The organism is Erythrobacter sp. EC-HK427, from assembly GCF_902498745.1.
Lineage (GTDB): Bacteria > Pseudomonadota > Alphaproteobacteria > Sphingomonadales > Sphingomonadaceae > Alteraurantiacibacter.
On record NZ_LR701479.1, the window covers coordinates 1229509 to 1254673 of the forward strand.

Below are 25165 nucleotides of genomic sequence, written 5' to 3' on the forward strand. Positions count from 1 at the left end.
CCCTGTGGCTTATCGCTGCGGCTATGGCCCTGCGCGACATTCCTTCCATCCGGCGGCTGAGCATCAGCGCGGCCGGACTGCTGCTGCTCGCAGGATGCAGCGGCGGGGATGACGGGACGGTCGATATCGCGGTGATCGGTACGCCCGCATCGGTGTTTGCCGATGATCTGCGCTTGTCATCGGGGGCGCAACACGTTCGTGCAGCCACCCAAAGCGGATTGGTCGCGCTCAATGCCCAAGGCGACGTCGTGCCCGCACTTGCCGAAACCTGGTTGCCCGCCGATGACGGGCTGAGCTTCTATTTCCGCCTGCGCGACACCGATTGGCCCGATGGCACTCCGATGAGCGCCGATACCGCCGCTGCTGCGCTCAACCGCACGATTACCGCGTTGGAAGGCACCTCGCTGGGGCGCGATCTGGTGGTGATCGAGGAAGTGCGCGCCATGGCCGGCCGGGTGATCGAAGTGCGGCTTTCCTCGCCCGAGCCCTACCTGCTGCAAATCCTCGCCCAGCCCGAACTTGCCTTGCGCGCGGAGGGCGGCGGCACCGGGCCAATGGTAATGACGCGGCTGGACGCAGCAGATCGCGAGGACAGCAATGCGGCGCGCCTCGCCTTCAAACCGCCAGACCAGCGCGGTCTCGCTATGGACGAGGACTGGCAGGAGGATGTCCGCACGATCACGCTGACGGCCAGCGATGCGGAAAGCGCAATTGCCCGCTTCGATACCGGTGAGACCGATGTCGTGCTGGGCGGTACATTGGGGGCGCTGCCGCTGGTGGAGCTTGGCCCGCTGTCCACCGCAACCTTGCGGATCAGCGCGACGATCGGCCTGTTCGGCCTGCGCATCCAGCGCGAGGACGGCTTGCTCGGCAATAGCGGGGTGCGCGAGGGACTGGCGATGGCGCTCGACCGTGAGGCACTGCTGGCCGATTTCAATCTGGGCGGCTGGGTTTCGACCACGCGCCCGGTCTATCCCGACCTGCCCGATGATCCGGGCCTGGTGGCCGAACGCTGGGCTGACAGGCCGATAGAAGACTTGCGCAGCGAGGCGGCGGCGCGCGTTGCGTCGTGGCGGCAGCAATTCGATGCAGAGGGCGGCGCGAACGCGGCCGAGCTCAGCATCCATCTGCCGCGCGGCCCCGGCTGGGAGATCTTTCTGGGCAATCTGGCGGAGCAATTTGCCACCATCGGTATCACTCTGGTGCGCGCCGAAAGCAGTGCCGGGGCCGATTTGCTGCTGATCGACCGGGTGGCCCGCTATCCTTCCCCGCGCTGGTTTCTCAACCAGTTCCACTGTTCGCTGGGCCGCCCGTGCAGCGAGATTGCGGATCTCAAAGTAGAAGCCGCTTTGCAGCAGACCGATCCGCTCGCCCGTGCCGCGCTGATGGCCGAGGCGGAGGCCGATCTGACACTGGAAAACATCTACATTCCCATAGGGTCGCCGCTGCGCTGGTCTTTGGCGCGTGGCAGTGTCGAAGGCTTTGTTCCAAACATCTACGCCTTCCATCCCTTGCCGCAGCTCGCCGAAATACCCAGATAGCGCCGAAGGAGGATTGCCGCGATGGCCGAGCCGAACCGTCCAGTGCCGATGCAAGCAGAGCCGTTTGGCGGCGACCAGCCGCGCGCCACCCCGCTGGGGCTGGAATTGCCGCTGGACAATCACCCGCATTCGATCCGTCGCCGGATCGAAACGATGGAAATGCTGCTGGAACGCAGCTTTGTCATCCCCGGCATCAATCGCCCTATCGGCCTCGATTCGATCATCGGGCTGGTGCCGGTGGTGGGCGATGTGATCGCGATGGGCCTTGCCGCCTACATTGTGTGGGAAGCGCGCAATCTGAAAATGCCCAAATGGAAGCTGCTGCGCATGGCGGCTAATGTGGCGGTGGATACCGCGGTGGGCGCGGTGCCCGTGGTGGGAGATGTGTTCGACTTCATGTTCCGCTCCAATTCAAAGAACTTGCGGATCGTGAAGAACCATCTCGACAAGCATCACCCCGAAACGCGGCTGGTCGACCGATAGTTTCTTTTGTGACCGCTTGGCGCTAGGCCGTGGCCATGGGCAAGAGCGACGTTACCTATTCTAGCTATCTCGATCTCGACCGCATTCTGGCGGCGCAGCACCCTGCGTCCGATGCGCATGACGAGTTTCTGTTCATCATCGTCCACCAGGCGAGCGAATTGTGGCTGAAACTGTGCCTGCACGAACTGATGGCCGCACGCGAGCTGATCATCGCCGACGATCTCGATCCGGCATTCAAAATGCTCGCCCGTGTGGCGCAGGCACAGCGGCAACTGATTTCGAGCTGGGACGTGCTGGCGACGATGACGCCGCATGATTATTCGCAAGTCCGCCCGCATCTGGGCCGTTCGAGCGGGTTCCAGTCGGCGCAATACCGCTTGATGGAATTCATCATGGGCGGGCGCAATCCCGACATGGTGACGATGCACGAAGCGACGCCAGACGTGGCGGAGAATCTGCGCGCCGAACTCGCCCGGCCCAGCCTGTATGGCGAAGTGCTGCGGCTGTTGCGGCGGCGCGGCTTTGCCATTCCGGCAGGTCTGGTCGAAGGCGAGACGCGCGGCCCGCACCAGCCCGCCGAGGAAGTCGTGCAAGCCTGGGCACAGGTCTACCGCGACCCGAAAACGCATTGGGACTTGTACGAGCTGGCCGAAAAGCTGGTCGATCTTGAATACCACTTCCAACGCTGGCGCTTCGGCCATCTGAAGACCGTGGAGCGCGTCATCGGATTCAAGCGCGGGACGGGCGGCACGGCGGGCATTCCCTATCTGGAAAGTGTCTTGAAGCTGGGGTTCTTTCCCGAGCTGTTGAGCGTGAGGACGGAGCTTTGACATCGCCTCTTCAACCGACTGCCCTGAGCCTGTCGAAGGGCTGTATTTCCCTATTTGCGCGTGGCCAGAAGGAAAAGCAGTCCTTCGACAGGCTCAGGACGGACGGGGGTGGGATATGGATCTAGAAGCCAAAGCCGCCACCCTCGACGCCGCCGACCCGCTTGCCCGGTGGCGTAGCGAGTTCCTGATCGCGGACGATATCGCCTATCTCGACGGAAACTCGCTGGGAGCGCTTCCGAAGGTGACACCCGAACGGCTCCAGCACGCCATCCAGCAGGAATGGGGCCAAGACCTCATCTCCAGCTGGAATACCGCCGACTGGATCCGCCTGCCGCAGACCATCGGCGCGAAAATCGCCCCGCTGATCGGCGCGGCGGCGCATGAAGTGATCGCGGCGGATAGCGTCTCGGTAAACCTGTTCAAGCTGATCAGCGCGGCGTTGAAAATGCGGCCCGGGCGCAAGGTCGTGCTGAGCGAACCCGGCAACTTCCCGACCGATCTCTACATGGTGCAAGGCCTCAAAGGGCAGGGGCTGGCCGAACAACGGCTGGCGGAACGAGACGCCATTGAGGACGCGCTCGACGAGAATGTCGCGCTGCTGATGCTCACCCATGTACATTACAAATCGGGCGCGATGTTCGATATGGCGCAGCTGACGGCCAAGGCACATGAAGCGGGCGCGCTGGTGTTGTGGGACCTTTCGCATAGCGCAGGGGCGGTGCCGGTAGACTTGAACGCTGCCAATGCCGATTTCGCGGTCGGCTGCGGGTACAAATACCTCAATGGCGGCCCCGGCGCGCCCGCCTTCGCCTTCGTCGCCGAGCGGCACCACAGCGCCGTCGAGCAACCGCTGAGCGGCTGGATGGGCCATGCCAAGCCCTTTGCCTTCACCGATGATTACGCGCCTGCGCCGGGGGTCAACCGCCTGCTCTGCGGCACCCCGCCGATCCTCGCCATGCGCGCGCTCGAATGCGGGGTGGAGCTGATGGCGCGCATCGGAATGGAGGCTTTGGTCGCAAAATCCCGCGCCCTGTCCGAATTCACACGCGAGGCGATGGCGCAGCACGTTCCCGAGCTCGAATGCATCGCGCCGGAAGATCCGGCAGCGCGCGGGAGCCAACTGAGCTTCCGTCACGCCCATGCTTACGAACTATGCCAAGCCCTGATCGCCCGCAAAATCACCGGAGACTTCCGCGCCCCCGACGTCCTGCGCGTAGGCTTCGCGCCTGCCTATGTGAGGTTCGCCGACTGCGCACGGCTGGTGAGCGAGCTGCGCGACATTCTCGACAGCGGGGAGTGGCAGAAGCCGGAATATGCGGAGCGGGGGGCGGTGACGTGAATTTGGCGCTTTCTTCGGTCAGCCGGAACCAATTCAGGCTCTTGGCCACCTTCGTCCCGATCGCGGCTTGGTTGGCCACACCCTTGCTGTCTTTTGGGAACCTAACGAACCTGTTTTGGAGCAGCGTTTTCGGAACGACCCTATGCCTTGGTGCCTTTATCCAGGGTGGCCTTTGGCAGGGCGCTTGGACAACCGCAGGATTGTGGCTAGTCTTGGTTTGGCCATTCCTGCTTTTCGGATTAGCTGGTAAAACTTGGAATATAATATCAGTCCGCGTAAGAGCGTTAGCATTGTTTGGCTTAGCAGCGTCAGTATTGTTCGTCGCGCCGATCGACGTCGTGTCGGAACTTGATGAAAGCGGTGTTCACCTACCTGAGTTTTGGGTCCATCTTCTGTCCACAAGATAGTGAGCTTTCCGCAGCTTGGCCGAACAGAAGATAAGCAGGACCCCGGATCAAGTCCGGGTGACGAGGCGATTTCTTCGCCGACTGCGCATGGCTAGTCAGCGAACTGCGCGATATTCTGGACAGCGGCGAATGGCGGAAGCCGGAATATGCGGAGCGGGGAGCGGTGACGTAAGCTGCGGCGCTTAGCCTGCCCGGTATCGCCAGGTAAATTCCACTTCGTCCCTCTTGCCATTGCTGCAAAACACCAGACTATCAGGGTCTCTGGACAGGGCAGCAATCCGATCCGCGTTCCGCAGCAGTGCATTGAGCATCGCCAGATAGAACGGCGCGCTGTTGTTTGGCGCTTTGATGTCGACCCAGCCGAGATGCTTGTGCGTGAAATCGCCAATCGAATAACTCCTTTCGGGGACTTTCGCCCAAGAGCTTGCCTTTTCAAGATCCTTTGCCGCTAATGCCTCGTGAAATCGGGCTGCTTGAAACGCATTGAATTGCCGCGCCGTCGCCAATGAATTGCCCCGCGTATCGGCGTAAGCACAAACCCCGTAGCTCTCGTGATCGTAATAGAGCGCGAAAGTGAAAATATCTGCACCCTTGTCGAACAGGACACGCAGCGCTGTGTCTATCACCCAGTCGAAATTGGAATCGTATACGCTCATGCGACCTGTTAGCACTGCGTTGGGTGAGCGCCTAGATCAGTTGCTGGTTCGAGGTGACGAGGTGATTTCTTCGCCCGGTTGCCACTCCTCATAGTCCCAATCATAAACCCGGCCAGCTTCCAAATCGACAGCATACCAACCGAGCAGTACGCTCCCACAGATTTCTTCACGGCAATGGGCATTCAGGCGCCCCGTATGCAGGTCAGTGCCCTCTCTCGGCCCCAGCTCGCAGCCATAGATTTGCTCGTCGCGGTAAGTACCATTTGCCACGACTGTTTCCCGAAGAAGATCGCAGGCTTCGATAGAGGACGCGTCCTGAACAGCCGTGAGGACTGGCCCGATTGGTGCGGTCTCTTGCGGATTGTCAGGTGGCTCGCTTTCGGCGCAAGCCGCTGTCAGGCTGACACTTAGGGCCAGCCAAAGGGCGAGTGCGCTTCTCAAGCCTCCAGCTCGATATCCCAGTACAGCCAGTCCCGCCACGTTTCGTGCAGGTAATGCGGCGGGAAGCTTTTGCCGTGTTGTTGCAGCTGCCACGAAGTCGGGCGGATCGGTTCGTATTGCAGCCGCATTCCCGCTTCCTTCGGCGTGCGCCCGCCTTTGCGCATATTGCACGGCGCGCAGGCGGTGGCGATGTTTTCCCAAGTTGTCTTGCCACCTGCACGGCGGGGGATCACGTGGTCGTAGGTCAAGTCCTTCTCGCTGCCGCAATACTGGCAGGAAAACCGGTCGCGCAGGAACAGGTTGAAGCGGGTGAAGGCGGGGAAGGCGCTCGGCTTCACATATTGCCGCAGTGCGATGACGCTGGGCACTTTCATGTCGAGCGATTGCGAGTGCACCGCGCGGTCATAACTCGCGACGATATCCACCCGTTCGAGGAACACCGCCTTGATCGCGGTCTGCCACGGCCACAGGCTCAAAGGGTAATAGGACAGCGGGGTATAGTCCGCATTGAGCACCAGCGCGGGGCAGCTTTCCAGCTTGCGTACCGGATCGTCCTCCGCACTGCGGAAGACGGCGGCTCTTTCAATCAATTCGGCTTTGAACACGCCTCGTGTCCTCCCGTGATTGACGGTGAGTGTGCATTTGCACGGTTAAGCGTCAAGACTGTTACACACCACCTGTCCACAGGGCTGTGCACATAATTGCTCCTCGTCATTGCGAGCTGCCGACAGGCGGCGCGGCAATCCAGTCCCCGTTACTGCAATGGGCGAGCATCGGCTTTCATCATGCAGGGCAGAACCGGATTGCTTCGGCGCTGCGCTTCTCGCAATGACGGTTTTAGCAATGACCGTCACCCGCTTCGCCCCCAGCCCCAATGGCCCGCTGCATCTGGGCCACGCCTATAGCGCCATCGTGGCGCATGATCTGGCGCGCGAGGCAGGCGGGCGGTTCCTGCTGCGGATCGAGGATATTGACGCGGAGCGCGCGCGGCCCGAATTGCCCGACGAATTCCGCCGCGATCTCGAATGGCTCGGCCTCGAATGGGAGGAGGTGCCTGCGCAATCGACGCGGGCGGAATTTCATGACCTGATGCTGGCCGAAGGCACATTCGCCAGAGATGCGCGCATCTATGCTTGCGACTGCACGCGGGCGCAGATCATTGCGACCTCCACGCGCGAGGGGCCGGACGGGCCGGTTTATCCCGGCACCTGCCGCGACAAGTCCTATGCCGATATAACGGGCGAACCCGCGTTCCGGCTCAACGTCACCAATTGCATTGCGGCGGAGCCCTCACTCGCCAAGCTGACTTGGGAAGACGCGCTGGCGGGCGTGCAGCCGGTCGATCCCCACCTTTTCGGCGACATTGTGCTGCAACGGAAGGACGGTTCGCCCAGCTATCACTTTGCAGTGACGCTGGACGATGCCACCGATGGCGTAACGCTGGTCACGCGCGGGGCTGACCTGTTCCCCGCCAGCCATGTCCACCGGCTACTGCAGGGCATTCTCGGACTGGCCGTGCCGCGCTGGCACCATCATCCGCTGCTGCTCGATGAAAGCGGGCAGAAGCTCGCCAAACGGCGCGGTTCGGGCGCGCTGGGGTGGGGCCTTGCGGATCGCCGCAAAGCAGGCGAGAATGGCCGCGACCTTGCCGAGCGGCTCCGCATGGGCGAAATGCCGTGTGGCATTACGCTCTCCCGCTTCCCACATGAGGCCGTATGAACACTTTCCTTGTTATCGTTATCGCCCTGCTGGCCATTATGGTCGTCGTCTCGCTGGTGCGCGGCATCGTCGCCTTTTTGCAGACGACCAAGATCGATCTGGAACGCGGCGGAGACAATGTGAAAGAGCTGCAAATGCGGCAAAACAGCGCAATGTTCGCCCGCATCAAGTTCCAGGCGCTTACGATTGTCGCGATTGCCGTGCTGCTGGCCGTCAATAGCTAATTTTTCCCGGTTTCCGCGTGTCCTGAGCTTGTCGAAGGACTGCCTTTTTCTTTCCTTTGCGCTTATCGAAGAAAGTGCAGCCCTTCGACAAGCTCAGGGCAGTCGGAGAATTGGACGAAGTTCATGGTAAAGCTGAATCGCATATACACCCGCACCGGAGACGATGGCACCACCGGCCTAGTCGATGGCTCGCGCCTGCCCAAACACGCGCCGCGCATGGAAGCGGTGGGCGCGGTGGACGAGGCGAATGCCGCCATCGGCATGGCGGTGCAGGTTCTGGACGGCGCGCATCGTGACGCGCTGATCCGGGTGCAAAATGATATGTTTGATCTCGGCGCTGACCTCGCCACGCCAGGTGACGATTTTGAGCCCGGCGAAATGACGCTGCGGATTGTCCCCTCGCAAGTCGACTGGCTGGAAGCGCAGATCGACGCGGTGAATGCCGGTCTTGCGCCGCTCACCAGCTTTATCCTGCCCGGCGGCAGCGAGGCTTCGGCGCGGCTGCACATGGCGCGCACCGCCACGCGCAGAGCCGAGCGTGCGGCATCGGCGCTCGCGGCGCAGGAGCCGGTCAATCCGGCGGCCATTGCCTTTATCAACCGACTGTCCGACTTGCTGTTCGTGCTGTGCCGCGCGGTGAACAATGGCGGCGCGGGCGATGTGCTGTGGACGCCGGGAGCGAACCGCTAATCGGGAACGCGACTCCGGCGCCGGCCGTTAGGGCAGCAAAGGAGTTTATGATGACAGACCCCAAGCAAAGCAGCCCCGAAGCCCGCCAGTCCGGCCTCGCGCCTGAAACCCACAATGACGAGCAGAACGATCACCGCTCGCAGGCGCAGCAAGTGTCGGAAGACGCGCAGGGCACAACCACCGAAACCGGTAGCCCGCTCGACAGCGAGAAAGTCAGTGAGAGCATCGGCGTGCAAGGCGCGTCGAAGCAGGATCTGGTGGATCACATGCGCGACATGGAAGCCTCGGGCCGGATCGACATGGACGCATTTGCCAATGAGCCGAACCATGACGACAATGTCGACAAATTCGGCAAATCGAAAAAGTTGGGTGGGCTCAAAGGCCACGGCAGCTAAGCGTCAAGCGGCTCGGCCGGGCGCGCAGGTACGAGGAGGCTAGCGGTACGGCTTGCCGACCGCCTGCGAGCCCGCTGATTCTTCCGGCGCAAATTGGTCTGGCTCGCGCGCCCATTCCTCGAAAGTCAATTCGCCGCCTGTTTCATATGCAGGGGCGCTTTGCTGCCGGGGCGAGCCGGACTGCCGTCCCGCCTCGATCGTCTCGACGGCATCAACCAGCTCGCCGCCATCGCTCTCGGTGCCGACCATGCGGTACACCGAAAAGGGGATGAGGCCGACAAAGACGACGGCGCCGAGTTTACTGCGGAACATATATCCGGTCATGCGCGGCAGGATAATCGCAGAGAATTAGGATTTTGTTTCGCCGCCCAAGCGCTTCAGTTCATACAGAATATCAAGTGCTTCACGCGGGGTGAGCGCATCTGCATCCACGTTGGCAAGTCGTTCGCGCAAGGCATCGGCAGGCTCGTCCTCCTGCTGCGCCATCGCGGCGAAGAGCGGCAATTCGCCAAGCCCCGCCGCCAGCCCGCCGGTTTCGGCGCGGCCTTTCTCCAGCCGGTCGAGCACAGATTTCGCGCGCTTGACCACCGGTGCGGGCACGCCAGCGAGCTTCGCCACGGCGAGCCCGTAAGACCGGTCCGCCGCGCCCTCGGCCAGTTCGTGCAGCAGGACAAGATCGCCCTTCCATTCCTTTGCGCGCACGTGGTGTAGGCTGAGTGAAGGGCACGTCTCCGCCAGCCGCGCCATCTCGTGGTAATGCGTGGCAAAGAGGCAGCGGCTGCGGTTTGTTTCATGGATCGCCTCGGCCACCGCCCATGCCAGCGCCAGCCCGTCATAGGTGCTGGTACCGCGCCCGACTTCATCGAGGATCACGAAACTGCGCTCGCGGGCCTGGCTCAGGATAGCGGCGGTTTCGACCATTTCGACCATAAAGGTCGAGCGGCCCCGCGCCAGATTGTCCGCTGCGCCGACGCGGCTGAAAAGCTGGTCGACAAGGCCGATGGTGGCCGCCTTTGCCGGGACAAATCCGCCCGCTTGCGCCATCAGCACGATCAGCGCGTTCTGCCGCAGGAAAGTCGATTTACCGCCCATATTCGGCCCGCCGACCAGCCACAGCCGGTCATCTTCTGCCAGCGCGCAGTCATTGGCGACGAACCGCTCGCCCGCTTTGGCCAGCGCCGCTTCGACGACGGGATGCCGCCCCGCTTGAATGTCGAGCACCGGCTCCTCGACAATCACCGGCTTGCACCATTCGCCTTCGCTCGCCCGCTCGGCCTGGCCCGCGCTGACATCGAGCCGCGCCAAGGCCGCCGCCGTCGCCGCAATTGCCTCGCGCCGCGCGTTCACCCGCTCGCACAATTCCTCGAAATGCGCTTCTTCCGCTGCCAGTGCCCGCCCGCCTGCCTCGGCGATACGGCTTGCTTCCTCGTGCAGTTTGAGCGAGTTGAAGCGCACTGCCGTTGCCATGGTCTGGCGGTGGGTGAAGCCGCTGTCGGGCGCCATCAGCTTGTCGGCGTGCTTGCTCGGCACTTCGATGAAATAGCCCAGCACGCCATTGTGCCTGATCTTGAGCGAGGGCGTGTCGGTCTCCTCGCGATAGCGCGCTTCCATCGCGGCTATGGCGCGGCGGGCATTGCCGGAGACTTCGCGCAGCTCGTCCAGCGCATGATCGTATCCGCCCGCGATATAGCCGCCATTGCTACGCTCGGTCGGCGGGGCGGGGACGAGTGCGCGGGCGAGCAGGTCGGTCAATTCGGCGTGTCCGGTGATTTCCGGCAAATATCTCGCCAGCAAAACAGGTTTGTCCGGTGTGTTGTGCAGCAGGTCATGGATGCGCCGTGCCTCGATCAGACCATCGCGCACTTGCCCCAGATCACGCGGGCTGCCGCGCCCTGCAACCAGCCGCCCGAGCGCTCTGCCGATATCGGGTAAGGCTCTGAGATACTCACGTAAATCGGCGCGCAGCAGTGGATCGCGGTGGAGATAATGGACAACCGCCAGCCGTTCCTCGATCGCGGTTTTGTGAGCGAGGGGCGCGGACAAGTCCTCAGCGAGCAGCCTCGCGCCCGCGCCGGTCACACAGCGATCTATCGCCGAAATCAGCGTGTTAGCCCGCCCTCCCTGCTGGCTGGCGAGGATCTCCAGCGATGCGCGCGTCGCCTCGTCCATCGCCAGATGCGCGCCCGATTGGCGCGAAATTGGCGGCAATAACAGGGGCATAGAGCCACGACCGGCATGGTCGAGATAAGCGAGCAGCCCGCCCGCTGCTGCCAACATCGCGCGAGTGAACTGGCCGAACCCGTCCAGCGTCGCCACGCCGTGCAGCCGCTTTAGCGCCGCTTCCCCCGCATCGCTGGAGAAGGTGGCGCGGGGGCGGATAGTGGCCTCGCCAAGCGGCGTATCCCCTTCATCGGGGACCACAATTTCGCTCGCGCCGATGCGGGCCAGCACCGCGCCGAGCCGTTCGGGCGGGCATTCCTCCAGCACCATCGCGCCGGTCGAGATGTCGCAGGCCGCCACGCCAAAGGTGCCGCGCACATCGCACAAGGCCGCCAGCATATTGGCCCGGCGCGGTTCGAGCAGGGCGTCCTCGGTCAGCGTTCCCGCTGTCACGAAGCGCACGATATCGCGCCGCACCAGCACTTTGGAAGACGGCAGCCCGTCGCGCTTGGCCCGCGCCTTGGCCTCGTCGGGCGTTTCCACCTGCTCGGCAATCGCCACCCGGCAGCCGGCCTTGATCAGCCGCGCCAGATAGCCTTCCGCCGAATGCACCGGCACCCCGCACATCGGCACCTTCTCGCCGCCGCTTTCCCCACGCGAAGTCAGCGCGATATCGAGAATGCCTGCGGCCACCTTCGCATCGTCAAAAAACAGCTCGAAAAAATCGCCCATGCGGTAGAACAGCAGGCAATCCCCCGCCTCTTCCTTCAGCGCGAAATATTGCTGCATCATCGGGGTGCGGGTGTCGGCCATCTGTGCACAGGCGATAGGGCCGGTGCAGCCGATTCGGGAAGGGATAGCGGCAACCTTTCCCCTACCCCTTCGCGTCCGATGCCTCTATGCGGGGGCCGCGAGACAGGAGACACACGCCTTGGACGAGAAAGACAACACCGGCTTCACCACCCGCGAAGCACTGTTTTATCACGAGACGATCCGCCCCGGTAAGATCGAGATCATCGCGTCCAAGCCGATGACGACGCAGCGCGATCTGTCGCTCGCCTATTCGCCGGGCGTGGCCGCGCCGGTGGAAGCGATTGCAAAGGATCCCTCGCTGGCCGCCAAATATACCGCGCGCGCCAATCTGGTGGCGGTGATTTCCAACGGCACCGCAATTCTCGGCCTCGGCAATCTGGGCGCGCTTGCCTCAAAGCCGGTGATGGAAGGCAAGGCGGTGCTGTTCAAACGGTTCGCCGATGTCGATTCGATCGATATCGAATTGGACACCGAAGACCCGGAGGCTTTCATCAATGCCGTTGCGCTGATGGAGCCGACCTTCGGCGGCATCAATCTGGAAGATATCGCGGCGCCGGAATGCTTCATCATCGAGCAGGCCTTGCGCGAGCGGATGAACATTCCGGTGATGCATGACGACCAGCACGGCACCGCGATCATCGCGGCGGCGGGTCTGCTCAATGCCGCCTACCTCACCGGGCGCGAGTTCAAAGACTGCAAGATGGTGGTGAACGGTGCGGGCGCTTCCGCGCTGGCTTGCACCGCGCTGATCAAGGCGATGGGGGTGCCGCACGAGAATGTGATCGTGTGCGACCGTTCGGGGCCGATCTATCCGGGCCGCGAGGGCGTGGACCAGTGGAAGAGCGCGCACGCGGTGGATACCCCACATCGCAGCCTGGAAGAGGCGCTGGAAGGCGCGGACATTTTCCTCGGATTGTCGGCAGCGGGCGCGCTGAAGCCCGAATGGGTGCGCAAGATGGCGGATCAGCCGATCATCTTCGCGATGGCCAACCCCACGCCCGAAATCATGCCCGATGAAGCCAAGGCTGTGCGCCCCGACGCGATCATCGCCACGGGCCGCAGCGATTTTCCCAACCAGGTCAACAATGTGCTGGGCTTCCCCTTCATTTTCCGCGGCGCGCTCGATGTGCGGGCGACCGCGATCAACGAGGAAATGAAAGTCGCGGCGGCGAAGGCAATCGCCGATCTGGCGCGCGAGCGCGTGCCCGAGGAAGTCGCCGCCGCATACGGCATCAATCACAAGTTCGGGCGTGAATATATCATTCCTGCGCCCTTCGATCCGCGGCTGATCGAGCGGGTATCCTGCGCGGTGGCCAAGGCGGCGATGGATTCGGGCGTGGCGCAGGAACCGATCGCCGATTTCGAGGCCTATTCGCTGGCGCTGCGCACGCGGCTCAACCCGACGACCGCCGCGCTCACCCGCGTCTACGAGGATGCCAAGGCCAATCCCAAGCGCATCGTCTTTGCCGAGGCGGAGGAAGACGTCGCGCTGCGCGCCGCGATCCAGTTCCGCGATTTCGGCTATGGCACGCCGGTGCTGGTCGGTCGCACCGACAAAGTGCTGGAAAAGCTGCGCGAGCTGGCGGTCGACAATCCCGAGAGTTTCGAGATCGCCAATTCGGCCAATTATGCCGAAATCGAGCCGATGGTGGAGTATCTCTACTCCCGCCTGCAACGGCGCGGCTACACCCAGCGCGATGTGCGCCGCATGGTTAATCAGGAGCGCAACGTGTTCGCGGCGCTGCTGGTCGCGATTGGCAAGGGCGATGGCATGGTGACGGGCCTCACCCGCACCTTCAGCCAGACCGCGCGCGAAATTGCCCGCGTGCTCGATCCCAAGCCCGATGCGATCCTGTTTGGGGTACACATGATCGTCGGCAAGAACCACACGACCTTCCTCGCCGATACGACGATGAACGAGCGGCCCAATGCCGAGCAATTGGCGCATATCGCCAAGGAAACCGCCGCTGTTGCCCGCCGCATGGGGCACGAACCGCGTGTCGCCTTCCTGTCCTATTCGACCTTCGGCAATCCGTCGGGCCAGTGGCTTGGCAATATCCGCGATGCGGTGGCGCTGCTCGATGCCGATGAGAGCGTGAATTTCGAATATGAAGGCGAAATGGCGCCCGACGCCGCGCTCAACCCCAAGGTGATGGCGCTGTATCCGTTCAGCCGCCTGTCCGGCCCGGCGAACGTGCTCATCATGCCCGGCCTGCAATCGGCGAACCTTTCCGCCAAGCTGCTGCGCGAGCTGGGCGGCGATGTCACCATCGGCCCGCTGATGATCGGTTCGGAAAAGCCGGTGCAGATCGCTCCGATGACCGCCATCGCGCCCGATGTGCTGACTTTGGCGGTGCTGGCAGCGGCGGGAATCCTCGGCTGATTTGCGACACAAAATGACATTTCGATACGCCTGAGGTTCAGCTCGGTCTGCTAGAGGCTGGTGGCATGAACCCGCAGCGCAATATTGCGACCGATCGCTTTGGCCTTGGCGTGCAGGCGGACGAGGCGGTGCCGGATGATCTGCGCTGCTGGCTGCGCGAGCAGCTGCGCCGCTTCGATCCTGCGCCGTCTGCGCTGGCAGCCTATCCTGACAGCGCGGCCATTGGCGGAGCCTATGCCGATCTCGTCCGCATCCGCCGCAGCGCGCGGGAAGAGGGCGGGGATGCCGAGGCAGCGCGTGCGATGGGTATGGCAGCGCGGCAAGAGGATGCCCGCCTGCTGGCCGAAGCCGCCGCCACCCGTATCGAAATGGCGGTGGCGAGCGAGACGAGCTTTGCCGAGCGTCTGGTGCATTTCTGGTCGAACCATTTTGCCGTCTCGGTCGAAAAGCTGCCTTTGCGCATTTATGCGGCGGACTACGAATTCCGTGTGATCCGGCCCAATATCATGGGCAGTTTTACCGATCTGCTGCTGTCGGTCGCTGCGCATCCGGCGATGCTGATTTTCCTCGACCAGACGCGCTCGGTCGGCCCCGGCAGCGCGCTGGCGGTGCGCGCCAATCGCCGCCGCAGCGACCGCGAAATCGGGCTGAACGAGAATTATGCGCGCGAGATTCTCGAACTGCATACGCTGGGCGTGCGCTCGGGCTACGGGCAGGAAGACGTGACCGAGCTTGCCCGCGCGCTCACCGGCTGGACGGTGGCGGGCGTGGGTGACGGGCGGCTGGCGCGCTTTGTCGATGCAGCCGATGGCGAGACGGTGTTCGTCGAGGAATTGCACGAGCCCGGCCCTCGCACGGTCTTGGGCCGATCCTATGCCGATACTGGTGCTGAACAGGCACATGCTATCCTGCGCGATCTCGCCCTTCGCCCGGAAACCGCGGCGCATATCGCGCGCAAGCTGGCGGTGCATTTCATCGCCGATGATCCGCCCGCTGCCGCTGTCACGCGGCTGGCGCAGGCGTTTCTGGCAAGTGATGGCGACTTGCCGAGCGTCTATGCGGCGCTGATTGACGAGCCCGCAGTATGGAGCGCGCCGCGCGCCAAGTTCCGCAGCCCGTGGGACTGGCTGGTCGCCAGCCTGAGAGTGACGGGCATCGCCGGTGCGGGCGACAATCTGCGCGGTTCGATCCGCGCTTTCGGCGCATTGGGCCAGCCGGTCTGGCAATCGGGCCATCCGGCGGGCTGGAGCGATCAGATGGTCGATTGGGCCTCGCCCGGTGCCCTGCTGGCGCGGGTGGAGCTTGCCAACCGCTTCGCGCCTCGGGCAGGTCGGCAAGGGGACGTGCCTGCGCTCGCCACGCACGTTTTGGGCGATGCCTTGCGCAGCGCAACCGCCGATGCGATCATCGCCGCCGAAGCGAGCGGCACACGCGGCACTGGCCTTGCCCTGCTGCTGTCCAGCCCCGAATTCATGCGGAGGTGACCGTGCCTGATTTCCCCCTTACCCGCCGCAGACTGATCGCCGCCGGTGCGCTGGCCGGGCTGGGCATTACCTTCCCGCGCATCGCCATGGGGGCCGAGCAGAGCAAGCGGCTGGTCTTCATCATCCAGCGCGGCGCGGCAGACGGGCTGGCGATGGTGCAGCCGCATGGTGATCCGGCGTTGCGCAGCCTGCGCGCTGCGCTGGTGGATGACGACGCGCACGATCTCGACGGCTTCTTCGCGCTGCATCCCGCGATGGAGCAGACCGCGCGGATGTTTGCGGCGGGCGAAGCGCGGGCCTTTCACGCGGTCGCTACATCCTACCGCGAACGCTCGCATTTTGACGGGCAGAACCTGCTGGAGACGGGGGCGTCCGCCCCTTACGCCATTGGTACCGGCTGGCTTGGACGGTTGGTGCCGCTGCTGCCGGGCGAGGGCGGGGCGATGGCCATGTCTGCCACGGTTCCGCTGGCGTTGCGCGGCGAGCGCCCTGTTGCCACCTATGCCCCGCCCAACCGCATTCCCGACCCCAGCGATGAATTGCTGGCGCAGCTCGGCACGCTCTATGCCGAGGACGCGCAGCTCGCGCCTTTGTGGGAGGAAGGGCTGCGCACGCGGATGCTGGCGAGCGATATCGGTGCGGACAATGGCCGCAATGGTGCCGCTGTGGGCGCGCTGGTCGCTTCGCTGCTGACCGCCGCCGATGGCCCGCGCTTGGCGATGATCGAGACGGGCAATTGGGATACGCATCTGGGGCAGGCGGGCCGCTTGCGCACGCAGCTGGGCGGGCTCGACGCGCTGCTCGGCGGGATGCGCGAAGGGCTGGGCAGCGTGTGGGCTGATACGCTGGTGCTGATCGCGACCGAGTTTGGCCGCACTGCCGCCATCAATGGCACGATGGGCACCGATCACGGCACCGGCGCTGCCGCACTGATGCTGGGCGGCGCGCTGCCTGCGGGCGATCCGGTGGTGGCGGACTGGCCAGGCCTTGCGCCGAGCCAGCTTTACGAAAACCGCGATTTGCGGGCGACCGCCAATGTGCTGGACATCATGGCGCGCGGCATCGCCGGGCACTTCGCGCTTGATCCGGAGCGGGCGCTCGCTGCTGTCCGCGCAGCCTAGTAGAACATCGTAATCGCGGTGCAGACAGCAACACCCACGGCGATATTCATCGGCACGCCAACCTTGAGGAAATCGGTGAAGCGGTAATTCGCCGCGCCATAGACCAGCGTGTTGGTCTGGTACCCGATGGGCGTGGCAAAGCTCGCGCTCGCTCCCAGCATCACCGCGATCACCAGCGGGCGCGGATCGATCCCCGCTGCCTGTGCGAGGCCGATGGCAATCGGCGTCATGATCACGGCGACCGCATTATTGGTTACCAGTTCGGTCATGATCGAGGTGATGGCATAGATCGCCACCAGCAGCAGGATGGGCGATCCGCCGATCAGCAGCGGGCCCAGCGATTCCACCACCAGCTCCATGGTTCCGGCGTTCTCCAGCCCCTTGCCGAAGGCCAACATGGCGAAGATCAGCACCAGCGTGCTGCCATCAAGGCTGGCCCAAGCCTCATCGGGTTCGAGGCAGCGGGTGGCAAGCACCAGGCCAACGCCAAGAATCGCCATCAGCTCTATCGGCAGGCCGAACATCGCCGCGCCGATAACCACGGCGGCCAGCGTAACAATCGCGATGGGTGCCTTCTCGCGGCGGAACGAGCGGATGCCGCTCTCGGTGACATTGGTCAGCTGGACATTGGCCTGCAACGTGGCGGCCGCATCCTCGGTGGCGGCGATCAGCAAGCGGTCGCCCGCGCGCACCCGCACATCGGCGAGCGTCGGCCCCGCCAGATGGCGCGGGCGCGAGAGGCCGAGCACGCGTACCTGCAAACGCGAGAGCAGCGGAATCTCTGCCAGCCTGCGCCCGACCACCGGATGGGTGGACGAAACGACAGCCTCGACAATCCGCAAATCGGCAGGCCGCTCGCTCTTGCGCGTCGCCACCCCGCCGCCGAGGCCGACAAGCCCGGTGCGGAAATCATGCGCTTCGGCGAGCGAGGCAAGCTCCTGCGGTGTCGCGGAGACGACGAACTGGTCGCCTTCGACCAGCTCGTATCGTTCGAACCCGTTGCGCGTCAGTTCGCGGCCGGTTTGGCGCGCAAGGAATTTGAGGCCGGGGCGGCGCATGAATTGCGTTTCAGCGAGCGGACGCCCGGTCGAGCGGCTCCCCGGAGCCAGCGTCAGATGCGAGAGATAGAGGTCGCTCTCGCGCTCCTCGTCATCCGCCCGCGGCCCGCGATTGGGCAGCAGCAGCGGGCCGAGCAAAGCGAGCATGGCAAGGCCAGCCGCCGCTCCTGCCAAACCTGCTAGCGTAATCTCGAAGATGCCGAAGGGCGCCAACCCCGCATCCTGCGCAACGCCGTCTACCAGCAGATTGGTAGAGGTACCGATCAGCGTCAGCGTGCCGCCAAGAATGGCGAGATAGCTGACGGGGATCAGCAGGCGCGTCGCCGCGATCTTCATCACGCGGGCGAGCCGTTTGGCGATCGGGATCATGACGATCACCACCGGCGTGTTGTTCATAAAGGCCGAAGCGGCGAGCGTGCCCAGCGCAATCTCGCCCAGCGCCAGTTTCGGCTTGCGCAGAGTGCGGCCGATAACCCAGCCCGACACCGCTTCCAGTGCGCCAGTATGCAGCAGCGCGCCCGACAGGATGAACATGGCGGCGATAGTGATCGGCGCGGAATTGCCGAACACCGCCAGCACTTCGTCCTTGGTAAGATACCCCAGCAGCAGCATCGCGGCTGCGCCAAGAATCGCGATCACCACCGGGGGGCGGCGCTCCATCGCAAAGGCGACGAACAAGGCGATAAGGAGAGCAAGGCCGATTTGGGCCGAATATTCGCTTAGCATCGAGTCGCATCGCTATCGGTCATCGTCTGTCCAAATCGGGCAAATCGCGGGGCTTGTCCAACGGATTCGCTGTCACCAGGGTACGGTGTTGCCCGCATAGTCGAGAAAGACATGGCGGGGCCCGGTCTCGGCTGCGATCACTTCGAGCATCCCGGCGACGCTGGTGTCGACATCGATCAGCGCATTGGGCCCGCCCATATCGGTCTGCACCCAGCCGGGGTGGAACGACAGCACGCCGATCTTGCGCGCCTTGGCGTGTTCTTCGAACAGCGAGCGGGCGAAGATGTTCTGTGCGGTCTTGCTGACGCGGTAGAGATTCGCCCCGCCCGAACTGTCTTCGATCGAGCCCATTTTGCTGGTGAGCATCGCAATCGTCGCGCCGTCTTTAAGCAAGGGCAAGAGCGCGAGCGCCGCCTGCACCGGCGCGGTGGCATTGGTGTAGACGATATCGGCGACATTCTCGCGGGTGAGGGCGTCCAGCGGTTGCGGGCGATCACCCATGATGCCCGCATTCATGATCAGCAGATCGACCGTCCCGGCGCTCGCTTGCGTGGCGAGGGCTGCGACGCTCGCTGTGTCGGTCACATCGCATCGGGCAATGCTGATCGCGCCATCGCTCGCATGGGCAGCGGCGTGCAAAGCGTCGCTCCGGCAGCGCTCGGTGGCGATGACGCGGTATCCGCGCTGCGCCAGATGCCGGGCAAAGCCCAACCCGATGCCGCGCGATGCGCCGATGATGATGGCGGTGCTGGTGGTCATGGGGTTGTTTCCTCGGCGGTTTGTGTTGAAGCTGCCGGTACAGCAAAGGGTTCCCGATTGCTCGGGTTAAAAGCGCCGTTAGCTAACGCTGCGGCGGTAAAGGCCCAAACAGCGTAAGATCCCATGACGACGAACCTTCGCCGTGAAGCCAGGCCCTTCTTGAAGGCACTGGCAAGGGCAAAGATGATTGCGGCCATCACCAACCAGCGAGACATCAAAACAGCAGAGCGGAATGCCGTGCCTGAGGAAAAGAGCGGCGGCCCGAAAGCGATTACCAGATCAATAGCGAAGGCAGCACCAAGCAACAGCCAAATCCGCTCATAGAGCCAAAGTGTCGCACGCACCCACATCACCGCCGCCTAAACCGGAAATACCACACTTCGTGGCCGAACACGGTGCGGGCCTTGTGTTCGTAGCGGGTTTCGGGCCAGCCGGAGGGGCGCACGCGGAAGTCGTCCGGCCCTTCGATCACCCACTCGAACAGATGGGTGAAGCGACGCATCACCATCAGCGCGTGGCGGACATAGACGGGGTGATCGGTGCCAAAGCGGAATTCGCCGCCCGGCTTCAGCTTGTCCGCCAGCAATTGCACCGGCCCGTCATTCATCATCCGCCGCTTGGCGTGGCGTGCCTTGGGCCAGGGGTCGGGGTGGAGCAGGTAAGCCATGGTGAGCGCGCCGTCGGGAATGCGCCGCAGCACCTGCAGCGCATCACCGTGATAGATGCGCACATTGCCCAGATTCTGGTCGCGGATATGCCCCAGCGCCATCGCTACACCGTTGAGGAACGGCTCGGCCCCGATCAGCCCGTGATTGGGCAAGAGGTCGGCGCGATAAGCGAGATGCTCGCCGCCGCCGAAGCCGATTTCGAAATGCAGCGGGCAATCCTCACCGAACAGGCCTTGCGCGGTAACTTCGCCTTCGTCGGGGACGGCGATGCGCGGCAGGAGCGTGTCGACCAGCTCTTGTTGCCCCTTGCGCAGCGGCTTGCCCTGACTGCGGCCATAGAGCCGGTTGAGCGTGAGCGGATCGCCTTCCTTGTGTGCAGTCATGGCGCGCTCGCTAGTCTCCCCAAGGTCGGCTTGTCCAGTGGGGAAGCAGCTTTGGCGGCAGTAGGAAAGCCCCGGAAGCGGGAGGATCGCTTCCGGGGCTTTTGGGTACCCCTCGTCCGCAATCGCAGACGAAGTCTTCTAGGAGAGGGTTCTCAAATCAAGCAGCTTCGGCTTCCACGTCCGGATCGCGCAGCACATAGCCGCGGCCCCAGACCGTCTCGATGTAGTTCTCGCCGCCGCACGCGCTCGACAGCTTCTTGCGCAGCTTGCAGATGAACACGTCGATGATCTTGAGTTCGGGCTCGTCCATCCCGCCATACAGGTGGTTGAGGAACATTTCCTTGGTCAGCGTGGTGCCCTTGCGCAAGGACAGCAGCTCCAGCATCGCATATTCCTTGCCGGTCAGGTGGACGCGGGCGCCATCGACTTCCACAGTCTTGGCATCAAGGTTCACCGCCAGCTTGCCGGTGCGGATGACCGATTGCGAGTGGCCCTTCGAACGGCGCACCACGGCGTGGATGCGGGCGACCAGCTCGTCGCGGTGGAAGGGCTTGGTCACGTAATCGTCGGCACCAAAGCCGAAGGAACGGATCTTGCTATCCATTTCCGAAATGCCCGACAGGATCAGCACCGGCGTCTGCACCTTGGCGACGCGCAGCTTCTTCAGCACGTCATAGCCGTGCATATCGGGCAGGTTCAGATCGAGCAGGATGATATCGTAATCATACAGCTTGCCCAGATCGAGCCCTTCTTCGCCCAGATCGGTCGAGTAGACGTTAAAGCCTTCGGCGGTGAGCATCAGCTCGATCGCCTTGGCGGTTGTCGGCTCGTCTTCAATCAGCAGAACGCGCATTCTTCCGTTCCCTTCGTGTCCCCTTGGGTAACCCCCCTGAACGAGGTGTTGCCATGAATTAACCACGACACTTCTCACCAAAAAAGGTTAATAAAGCGTTTGCGGCGTTAAGATTTGTGAGTGAGTCTTTGGGGTGACAGTCGGCAGGGAGTTAATTTGGCGGGTCTTTTCCGCGTTGGCTCGGAAAGGTTTGGAGGCGATTCGCCCGTGCCGCGGTGAAGGTTTGCGCTGTGGGTCTTTCATGAAGTTTGTCCGTGTGCGCAGCGGGAAGTGAAGTTTCGGGAGGCTGTTCATGGCCTGCAAAGCTCCGCGTGAATGAAAAGGGGCGCAGCGAAGCTAGTGGCGGGATTGGGCTGTAGGAAAGCCTATTTGTTACTGATCCCGACGACCGCAATCTTCGTCCCGTCGGCACTTACCGCGATGCGGGTGGCGCTGGAGAGGATGGCGAGGATGGCGAGGGTTGGGCGGTGTCTTGTCGGCACACTGGTTCTCCCTCGCTTGTCACCCCGGGCTCGATCCGGGGTCCAGCTTGCTTTTGGCCCGCTTTTCGCCTTCCGCCCAAATTTGATCAAGCGACCGTTTGCTGTTCCCGCCCGAGAGTCCGTCATCTATCGCCTTGCGTAGTGCAATAAGGCGGGTGTCAGGCATTGCAGAGAGATCGCTTGGCTCCATCGCACGATGCTAGCCGACCGCACAACGGGAGGCCAGCATCGCGGAAGCCGTCCAACCTTCTCTATCGTCATGCTGAACTCGTTTCAGCATCCATCCCCGACTTGCAAGCGGCGGAGCGTGGGACAGAAATGGATCCTGGAAGCGAAGCTGGCCGAAGGTCAAACAAGTTCGGGATGACGGAGCAAGCGGCCACAACGCCTAGTCGCGATGGATTGGTTTTCTGGCTATGTTACCGTCCGCCGATACTTCAGCCTGATATAGAGTTGCACCCGTTGGTTTCGATGCGAGTAAAGCATCGACAAACTCTGGGCTTGCATTGACGCCTGCAATTATCTCCACAAGGTCTTCGTCTACAAATTTGCGAGTGAAGAGGTTCGACGCAACCTCTTCAAGATGAGAAGAGAAAAAGAGCGAGCGCCATTCTTTCTCGTGCTGATAGTCCGTCTTTTTAATCAGCCAACGCCTCCACTTTGCCACTTCGGATGGGCCTGATGAAGGTTCATCCTGATAAAAAATCTTTCTAGGGCGGCCCCACTCATGAGATGTAAAAAGCGTTCCCTCGGAACGAAACCCCATCGTGAAGCCTGTATGCCCACCGGCGTAAGTGTCCCACATGGTTGCTGAGGACCAGCTTTCGGTGAGGCTCAAGACAAATATGGGATGCGGATTTTGGTCATCATATGCCTGCATTCCCTCCCTTATGATTTTGAGTTCGTCCTCGTTTCGAACGGGGTCGAGGGATGTAGCTAGTAGACGGAATCCAGGATAATTCTGGACAGATAGATGCAACCATTCGCGAAATTTAGAGCGCCAATCTGCATTTGGCAGTCCTGTTCGAGGGTCTGCAACTATGTGATACAAGGGATCGCCAAGCACGTTTCCAGCAAAAATTTCCGGATCGGTATCGATGTGGAATGCCTCGAAAACATCAGAAAACTCTTCGGGGCGGGTGCATTTCAGACAACGCGATTGCAGTGCCACAAGGCCGCCAATGGGATAGTACTTATAAAAGATCGGAGGCTCATCTGACGAACTCATCTCCTCACCCCATCCCCGCCAGCTTCTTCGCCCTTCTCCGCTGTACACTTGAGCCAATCCCGATCGCCTCGCGGTATTTCGCTACCGTCCTGCGCGCCAGGTCGAAGCCCTCGGCTTTCAGCAAGTCCACCAGTGCATCGTCGGACAGCACCGCTTTCGGGTCTTCGGCATCGCACAGCGCCCTGATGCGCGCTTTCACCGCTTCCGCGCTCGCGCCTTCGCCGTCTGCCGAGCCCACGCCGCTCGAGAAGAAATATTTCAGCTCGAACGTCCCGCGCTCGCAGTGCAGGAACTTGTTGCTCGTCACCCGGCTGACGGTGCTTTCGTGCATTTCGATCGCTTCGGCGACTTTCGCCAAAGTCAAAGGCCGCAGCTCCGACACGCCGCGGCGGAAAAAGCCGTCTTGCTGCTTCACGATCTCGGCGGCCGTCTTGAGGATCGTCTTCTGCCGCTGGTCCAATGCCTTGATGAGCCAGTTCGCATCCGCCAGCTTCTCCGAAAGCCAGCCCTTCGCTTCCTTGTTCACCGCGCCCGCGCGCAGTTCCACATAATATCCGCGATTGACCACCAGGCGCGGCAGCGTCGCCTCGTTCAGGCGGATATCCCAGCCGCCATCCGCCGCCGCGTGCACCAGCACATCGGGTACCACCGCATTCGCCGCGCTGCCGCCATAGGCGAGGCCGGGCTTGGGATCGTAGCTGCGCAATTCGTTCAGCATATCCGCCAGATCCTCGTCATCGACGCGGCAGATGCGCTTCAATTGCGCAAACGCGCCCTTGGCCACCAGATCGAGATTCTTGAGCAGCACTTCCATGCACGGATCGTAGCGGTCCGCCTCTTTCGCCTGCAGCGCGAGGCATTCGCCCAGATCGCGCGCGCCGACGCCGGTCGGCTCCATGCTCTGCACGCATTCGAGCGCCCGCTCGGCATCGGCGAGCGGCACGCCAAGAGCGCCGGCGACATCGCGCAGGGGCGCGGTCAGATAGCCAGCCTCGTCCAGCTGCGCGATCAGATGGTGGGCGATGAAGGCGGTGTGCTGGCACGGCGCACAGGTGCCGACTTGTGCCTCCAGATGATCGGCGAGGGAGAGCGCGGCATCCTCGCGGTTTTCCAGATCGAACCCGCCATCCTCGCCCCCGCCCGAAGACATTTGCGCCGACCAGTCGCCGGTGTCGCGGTCACGGTCGAGCGCGCTCTCATCGATATCGAGCGCGCGCTCGCCTTCGGCCGAGGTCGCATCGCGGATTTCGGGTTCGGGCGGGGCGTCACCTTCGGAAACGCGCAATTCGCCTGCTTCGAGCAGCGGATTGCTCTCCAGCGCGTCGCCGATAAAGGTCTCGATTTCGAGATTGCTGAGCGCCAGCAGCTTGATCGCCTGCTGCAATTGCGGCGTCATCACCAGCGATTGCGATTGGCGGAGGTCTAGTCTCGGCCCCAATGCCATGACCTAATCCCTCACAATTCGAAATGCTCACCCAGATACAGCCGCCGCACATTCTCGTCAGCTACCAGCTCTGCCGGGGAGCCTGCGAACAGCACTTGCCCGCCATAGATGATGCAGGCGCGGTCGACGATCTCGAGCGTTTCGCGCACATTGTGATCGGTGATGAGCACACCGATGCCGCGCGTTTTGAGGTCTTTCACCAGATCGCGGATATCGCTGATCGAGAGCGGATCGATGCCCGCAAACGGCTCGTCGAGCAGCATGATCGAGGGGTTGGCGGCCAATGCCCGGGCGATCTCGCAGCGGCGGCGTTCCCCGCCCGATAGCGCCATGGCCGGGCTGGAGCGCAGGCGGGTGAGGCCGAATTCGCTCAGCAGCCGCTCAAGCTCGGCCGCGCGGGTCGCCTTGTCCGGCTCCACCATTTCGAGCACGCAGGAAATGTTCTGCTCCACCGTCATGCCGCGGAAAATGCTGGTTTCCTGCGGCAAATAGCCCAGCCCAAGGATCGCGCGGCGATACATCGGCAGCTTGGTGACATCCTCGCCATCCATCAGGATGCGCCCGCTATCGGGTTTGACGAGGCCCATGATCGAATAGAAACAGGTCGTCTTGCCCGCGCCGTTGGGGCCGAGCAGGCCGAGCACTTCGCCCTTGGCCACCGAAAGCGAAATGTCAGTCAGCACCGCGCGCTTGTCATAGCTCTTGGCGATGGAAATGACCTGCAAACCGCCTGCGGGCGGCAGTTCGGGGGAGGCACTGGCGGGAGCCCCGGCCATGCTCTGCTGCAAGGTCTGCTGGTCGGTCACATCATCATCGCGCGCGCTCATGGGCTGTCACTTAGCACGGGCGGCGCAGCTTTGAAGTGGGTTTGGCAAGAT

At 62.9% G+C, this 25165-nt stretch carries 24 protein-coding genes; 11 read left to right on the plus strand and 13 right to left on the minus strand.

From position 1 onward, the window contains the following. The first annotated feature begins 23 nt into the window (after positions 1-23). The 4 genes from GC121_RS06005 (at position 24) to kynU (ending at position 4193) form a co-directional block, all read left to right on the plus strand. Positions 24-1541 carry an ABC transporter substrate-binding protein gene (locus GC121_RS06005; protein ID WP_151973223.1) on the plus strand — a complete coding sequence of 506 codons (1518 nt, stop codon included), beginning with the start codon at positions 24-26 and terminating at the stop codon, positions 1539-1541. A 21-nt stretch (positions 1542-1562) separates the two neighbouring features. Further along, entirely contained in the window at positions 1563-2024 is a 462-nt protein-coding gene (locus GC121_RS06010) for a DUF4112 domain-containing protein (protein ID WP_370513745.1), read from the plus strand. A 35-nt stretch (positions 2025-2059) separates the two neighbouring features. Beyond that, positions 2060-2854, plus strand: a complete 795-nt coding sequence (locus GC121_RS06015; RefSeq protein ID WP_151973224.1) for a tryptophan 2,3-dioxygenase — start codon at positions 2060-2062, stop codon at positions 2852-2854. A 115-nt stretch (positions 2855-2969) separates the two neighbouring features. Further along, positions 2970-4193, plus strand: a complete 1224-nt coding sequence (gene kynU / locus GC121_RS06020; protein WP_151973225.1) for a kynureninase — start codon at positions 2970-2972, stop codon at positions 4191-4193. A gap of 589 nt (positions 4194-4782) precedes the next feature. Here the strand turns inward: kynU and GC121_RS06025 are convergent. From GC121_RS06025 to GC121_RS06035, 3 genes are read right to left on the minus strand one after another with little or no spacing between them, the layout of a single operon-like run. Beyond that, complete coding sequence (locus tag GC121_RS06025) at positions 4783-5256, minus strand: hypothetical protein (RefSeq protein WP_151973226.1); 474 nt, start codon at positions 5254-5256, stop codon at positions 4783-4785. Between the two features lie 36 nt (positions 5257-5292). Then, on the minus strand, positions 5293-5697 hold the full coding sequence (locus GC121_RS06030) for a hypothetical protein (protein ID WP_151973227.1): 405 nt from the start codon (positions 5695-5697) through the stop codon (positions 5293-5295). Continuing rightward, on the minus strand, positions 5694-6284 hold the full coding sequence (locus GC121_RS06035; RefSeq protein WP_234421319.1) for an HNH endonuclease: 591 nt from the start codon (positions 6282-6284) through the stop codon (positions 5694-5696). The genes GC121_RS06030 and GC121_RS06035 overlap by 4 nt, the downstream gene beginning before the upstream one ends. 241 nt (positions 6285-6525) lie before the next feature. Between GC121_RS06035 and gluQRS the strand changes: the two genes are divergently transcribed. The 4 genes from gluQRS (at position 6526) to GC121_RS06055 (ending at position 8725) form a co-directional block, all read left to right on the plus strand. Beyond that, on the plus strand, positions 6526-7416 hold the full coding sequence (gene gluQRS / locus GC121_RS06040; protein WP_370513746.1) for a tRNA glutamyl-Q(34) synthetase GluQRS: 891 nt from the start codon (positions 6526-6528) through the stop codon (positions 7414-7416). Continuing rightward, complete coding sequence (locus GC121_RS06045) at positions 7413-7640, plus strand: HIG1 domain-containing protein (protein WP_151973229.1); 228 nt, start codon at positions 7413-7415, stop codon at positions 7638-7640. The genes gluQRS and GC121_RS06045 overlap by 4 nt, the downstream gene beginning before the upstream one ends. A 123-nt stretch (positions 7641-7763) precedes the next feature. Further along, positions 7764-8330, plus strand: coding sequence for a cob(I)yrinic acid a,c-diamide adenosyltransferase (locus tag GC121_RS06050; protein ID WP_151973230.1), 567 nt, complete (start codon positions 7764-7766; stop codon positions 8328-8330). 50 nt (positions 8331-8380) lie between these two features. Next, on the plus strand, positions 8381-8725 hold the full coding sequence (locus GC121_RS06055; protein WP_151973231.1) for a hypothetical protein: 345 nt from the start codon (positions 8381-8383) through the stop codon (positions 8723-8725). A 39-nt stretch (positions 8726-8764) separates the two neighbouring features. On the opposite strand, the gene GC121_RS06060 is transcribed toward GC121_RS06055, so the two are convergent. Both GC121_RS06060 and mutS read right to left on the minus strand, forming a co-directional pair. Then, a complete protein-coding gene (locus GC121_RS06060) occupies positions 8765-9049 on the minus strand; it encodes a hypothetical protein (protein ID WP_151973232.1) in 285 nt (94 codons plus the stop codon). A 24-nt stretch (positions 9050-9073) separates the two neighbouring features. Beyond that, positions 9074-11698: a DNA mismatch repair protein MutS gene (gene mutS / locus GC121_RS06065; RefSeq protein WP_234421128.1), complete on the minus strand. Its 2625-nt coding sequence runs from the start codon at positions 11696-11698 to the stop codon at positions 9074-9076. A gap of 118 nt (positions 11699-11816) precedes the next feature. Here mutS and GC121_RS06070 point away from each other — a divergent pair, with 118 nt between their 5' ends. The 3 genes from GC121_RS06070 to GC121_RS06080 all read left to right on the plus strand — a co-directional run bounded on the left by GC121_RS06070 (position 11817) and on the right by GC121_RS06080 (position 16686). Continuing rightward, positions 11817-14081: an NADP-dependent malic enzyme gene (locus GC121_RS06070; protein ID WP_151973233.1), complete on the plus strand. Its 2265-nt coding sequence runs from the start codon at positions 11817-11819 to the stop codon at positions 14079-14081. 65 nt (positions 14082-14146) lie between these two features. Continuing rightward, positions 14147-15565 (plus strand): DUF1800 domain-containing protein, encoded by a 1419-nt coding sequence (locus GC121_RS06075; RefSeq protein WP_151973234.1) that lies wholly within the window; start codon positions 14147-14149, stop codon positions 15563-15565. Between the two features lie 2 nt (positions 15566-15567). Beyond that, entirely contained in the window at positions 15568-16686 is a 1119-nt protein-coding gene (locus tag GC121_RS06080) for a DUF1501 domain-containing protein (RefSeq protein WP_234421129.1), read from the plus strand. Here the strand turns inward: GC121_RS06080 and GC121_RS06085 are convergent. The 8 genes from GC121_RS06085 to lptB form a co-directional block, all read right to left on the minus strand. Continuing rightward, complete coding sequence (locus GC121_RS06085; RefSeq protein ID WP_151973235.1) at positions 16683-18470, minus strand: SLC13 family permease; 1788 nt, start codon at positions 18468-18470, stop codon at positions 16683-16685. The two genes, GC121_RS06080 and GC121_RS06085, sit on opposite strands and share 4 nt — an antisense overlap. A gap of 72 nt (positions 18471-18542) precedes the next feature. Next, complete coding sequence (locus GC121_RS06090) at positions 18543-19229, minus strand: SDR family NAD(P)-dependent oxidoreductase (RefSeq protein ID WP_151973236.1); 687 nt, start codon at positions 19227-19229, stop codon at positions 18543-18545. Continuing rightward, positions 19226-19579, minus strand: a complete 354-nt coding sequence (locus GC121_RS06095; protein ID WP_151973237.1) for a hypothetical protein — start codon at positions 19577-19579, stop codon at positions 19226-19228. The genes GC121_RS06090 and GC121_RS06095 overlap by 4 nt, the downstream gene beginning before the upstream one ends. After that, positions 19579-20280: a tRNA (guanosine(46)-N(7))-methyltransferase TrmB gene (locus tag GC121_RS06100; RefSeq protein ID WP_151973238.1), complete on the minus strand. Its 702-nt coding sequence runs from the start codon at positions 20278-20280 to the stop codon at positions 19579-19581. Before GC121_RS06100 ends, GC121_RS06095 begins: the two co-directional genes overlap by 1 nt. A gap of 157 nt (positions 20281-20437) precedes the next feature. After that, a complete protein-coding gene (ctrA, locus tag GC121_RS06105; protein ID WP_151973239.1) occupies positions 20438-21133 on the minus strand; it encodes a response regulator transcription factor CtrA in 696 nt (231 codons plus the stop codon). Between the two features lie 870 nt (positions 21134-22003). Next, positions 22004-22843 carry a DUF2971 domain-containing protein gene (locus GC121_RS06110; RefSeq protein WP_151973240.1) on the minus strand — a complete coding sequence of 280 codons (840 nt, stop codon included), beginning with the start codon at positions 22841-22843 and terminating at the stop codon, positions 22004-22006. Between the two features lie 4 nt (positions 22844-22847). Beyond that, positions 22848-24287 (minus strand): RNA polymerase factor sigma-54, encoded by a 1440-nt coding sequence (rpoN, locus tag GC121_RS06115; protein ID WP_151973241.1) that lies wholly within the window; start codon positions 24285-24287, stop codon positions 22848-22850. 11 nt (positions 24288-24298) lie between these two features. Further along, complete coding sequence (lptB, locus tag GC121_RS06120; RefSeq protein WP_151975624.1) at positions 24299-25063, minus strand: LPS export ABC transporter ATP-binding protein; 765 nt, start codon at positions 25061-25063, stop codon at positions 24299-24301. Positions 25064-25165 lie beyond the last annotated feature (102 nt).

Excerpts from the sequence above, each read along its gene's own strand:
- GC121_RS06005 (WP_151973223.1), top strand. The coding sequence starts at position 24 with ATGGCCCTGCGCGACATTCCTTCCATCCGGCGGCTGAGCATCAGCGCG.
- GC121_RS06010 (WP_370513745.1), top strand. The coding sequence starts at position 1,563 with ATGGCCGAGCCGAACCGTCCAGTGCCGATGCAAGCAGAGCCGTTTGGC.
- GC121_RS06015 (WP_151973224.1), top strand. The coding sequence starts at position 2,060 with ATGGGCAAGAGCGACGTTACCTATTCTAGCTATCTCGATCTCGACCGC.
- kynU (WP_151973225.1), top strand. The coding sequence starts at position 2,970 with ATGGATCTAGAAGCCAAAGCCGCCACCCTCGACGCCGCCGACCCGCTT.
- GC121_RS06025 (WP_151973226.1), bottom strand. The coding sequence starts at position 5,256 with ATGAGCGTATACGATTCCAATTTCGACTGGGTGATAGACACAGCGCTG.
- gluQRS (WP_370513746.1), top strand. The coding sequence starts at position 6,526 with ATGACGGTTTTAGCAATGACCGTCACCCGCTTCGCCCCCAGCCCCAAT.
- GC121_RS06045 (WP_151973229.1), top strand. The coding sequence starts at position 7,413 with ATGAACACTTTCCTTGTTATCGTTATCGCCCTGCTGGCCATTATGGTC.
- GC121_RS06050 (WP_151973230.1), top strand. The coding sequence starts at position 7,764 with ATGGTAAAGCTGAATCGCATATACACCCGCACCGGAGACGATGGCACC.
- GC121_RS06055 (WP_151973231.1), top strand. The coding sequence starts at position 8,381 with ATGACAGACCCCAAGCAAAGCAGCCCCGAAGCCCGCCAGTCCGGCCTC.
- GC121_RS06060 (WP_151973232.1), bottom strand. The coding sequence starts at position 9,049 with ATGACCGGATATATGTTCCGCAGTAAACTCGGCGCCGTCGTCTTTGTC.
- mutS (WP_234421128.1), bottom strand. The coding sequence starts at position 11,698 with ATGGCCGACACCCGCACCCCGATGATGCAGCAATATTTCGCGCTGAAG.
- GC121_RS06075 (WP_151973234.1), top strand. The coding sequence starts at position 14,147 with ATGAACCCGCAGCGCAATATTGCGACCGATCGCTTTGGCCTTGGCGTG.
- GC121_RS06085 (WP_151973235.1), bottom strand. The coding sequence starts at position 18,470 with ATGCTAAGCGAATATTCGGCCCAAATCGGCCTTGCTCTCCTTATCGCC.
- GC121_RS06090 (WP_151973236.1), bottom strand. The coding sequence starts at position 19,229 with ATGACCACCAGCACCGCCATCATCATCGGCGCATCGCGCGGCATCGGG.
- GC121_RS06095 (WP_151973237.1), bottom strand. The coding sequence starts at position 19,579 with ATGTGGGTGCGTGCGACACTTTGGCTCTATGAGCGGATTTGGCTGTTG.
- GC121_RS06100 (WP_151973238.1), bottom strand. The coding sequence starts at position 20,280 with ATGACTGCACACAAGGAAGGCGATCCGCTCACGCTCAACCGGCTCTAT.
- ctrA (WP_151973239.1), bottom strand. The coding sequence starts at position 21,133 with ATGCGCGTTCTGCTGATTGAAGACGAGCCGACAACCGCCAAGGCGATC.
- GC121_RS06110 (WP_151973240.1), bottom strand. The coding sequence starts at position 22,843 with ATGAGTTCGTCAGATGAGCCTCCGATCTTTTATAAGTACTATCCCATT.
- rpoN (WP_151973241.1), bottom strand. The coding sequence starts at position 24,287 with ATGGCATTGGGGCCGAGACTAGACCTCCGCCAATCGCAATCGCTGGTG.
- lptB (WP_151975624.1), bottom strand. The coding sequence starts at position 25,063 with ATGGCCGGGGCTCCCGCCAGTGCCTCCCCCGAACTGCCGCCCGCAGGC.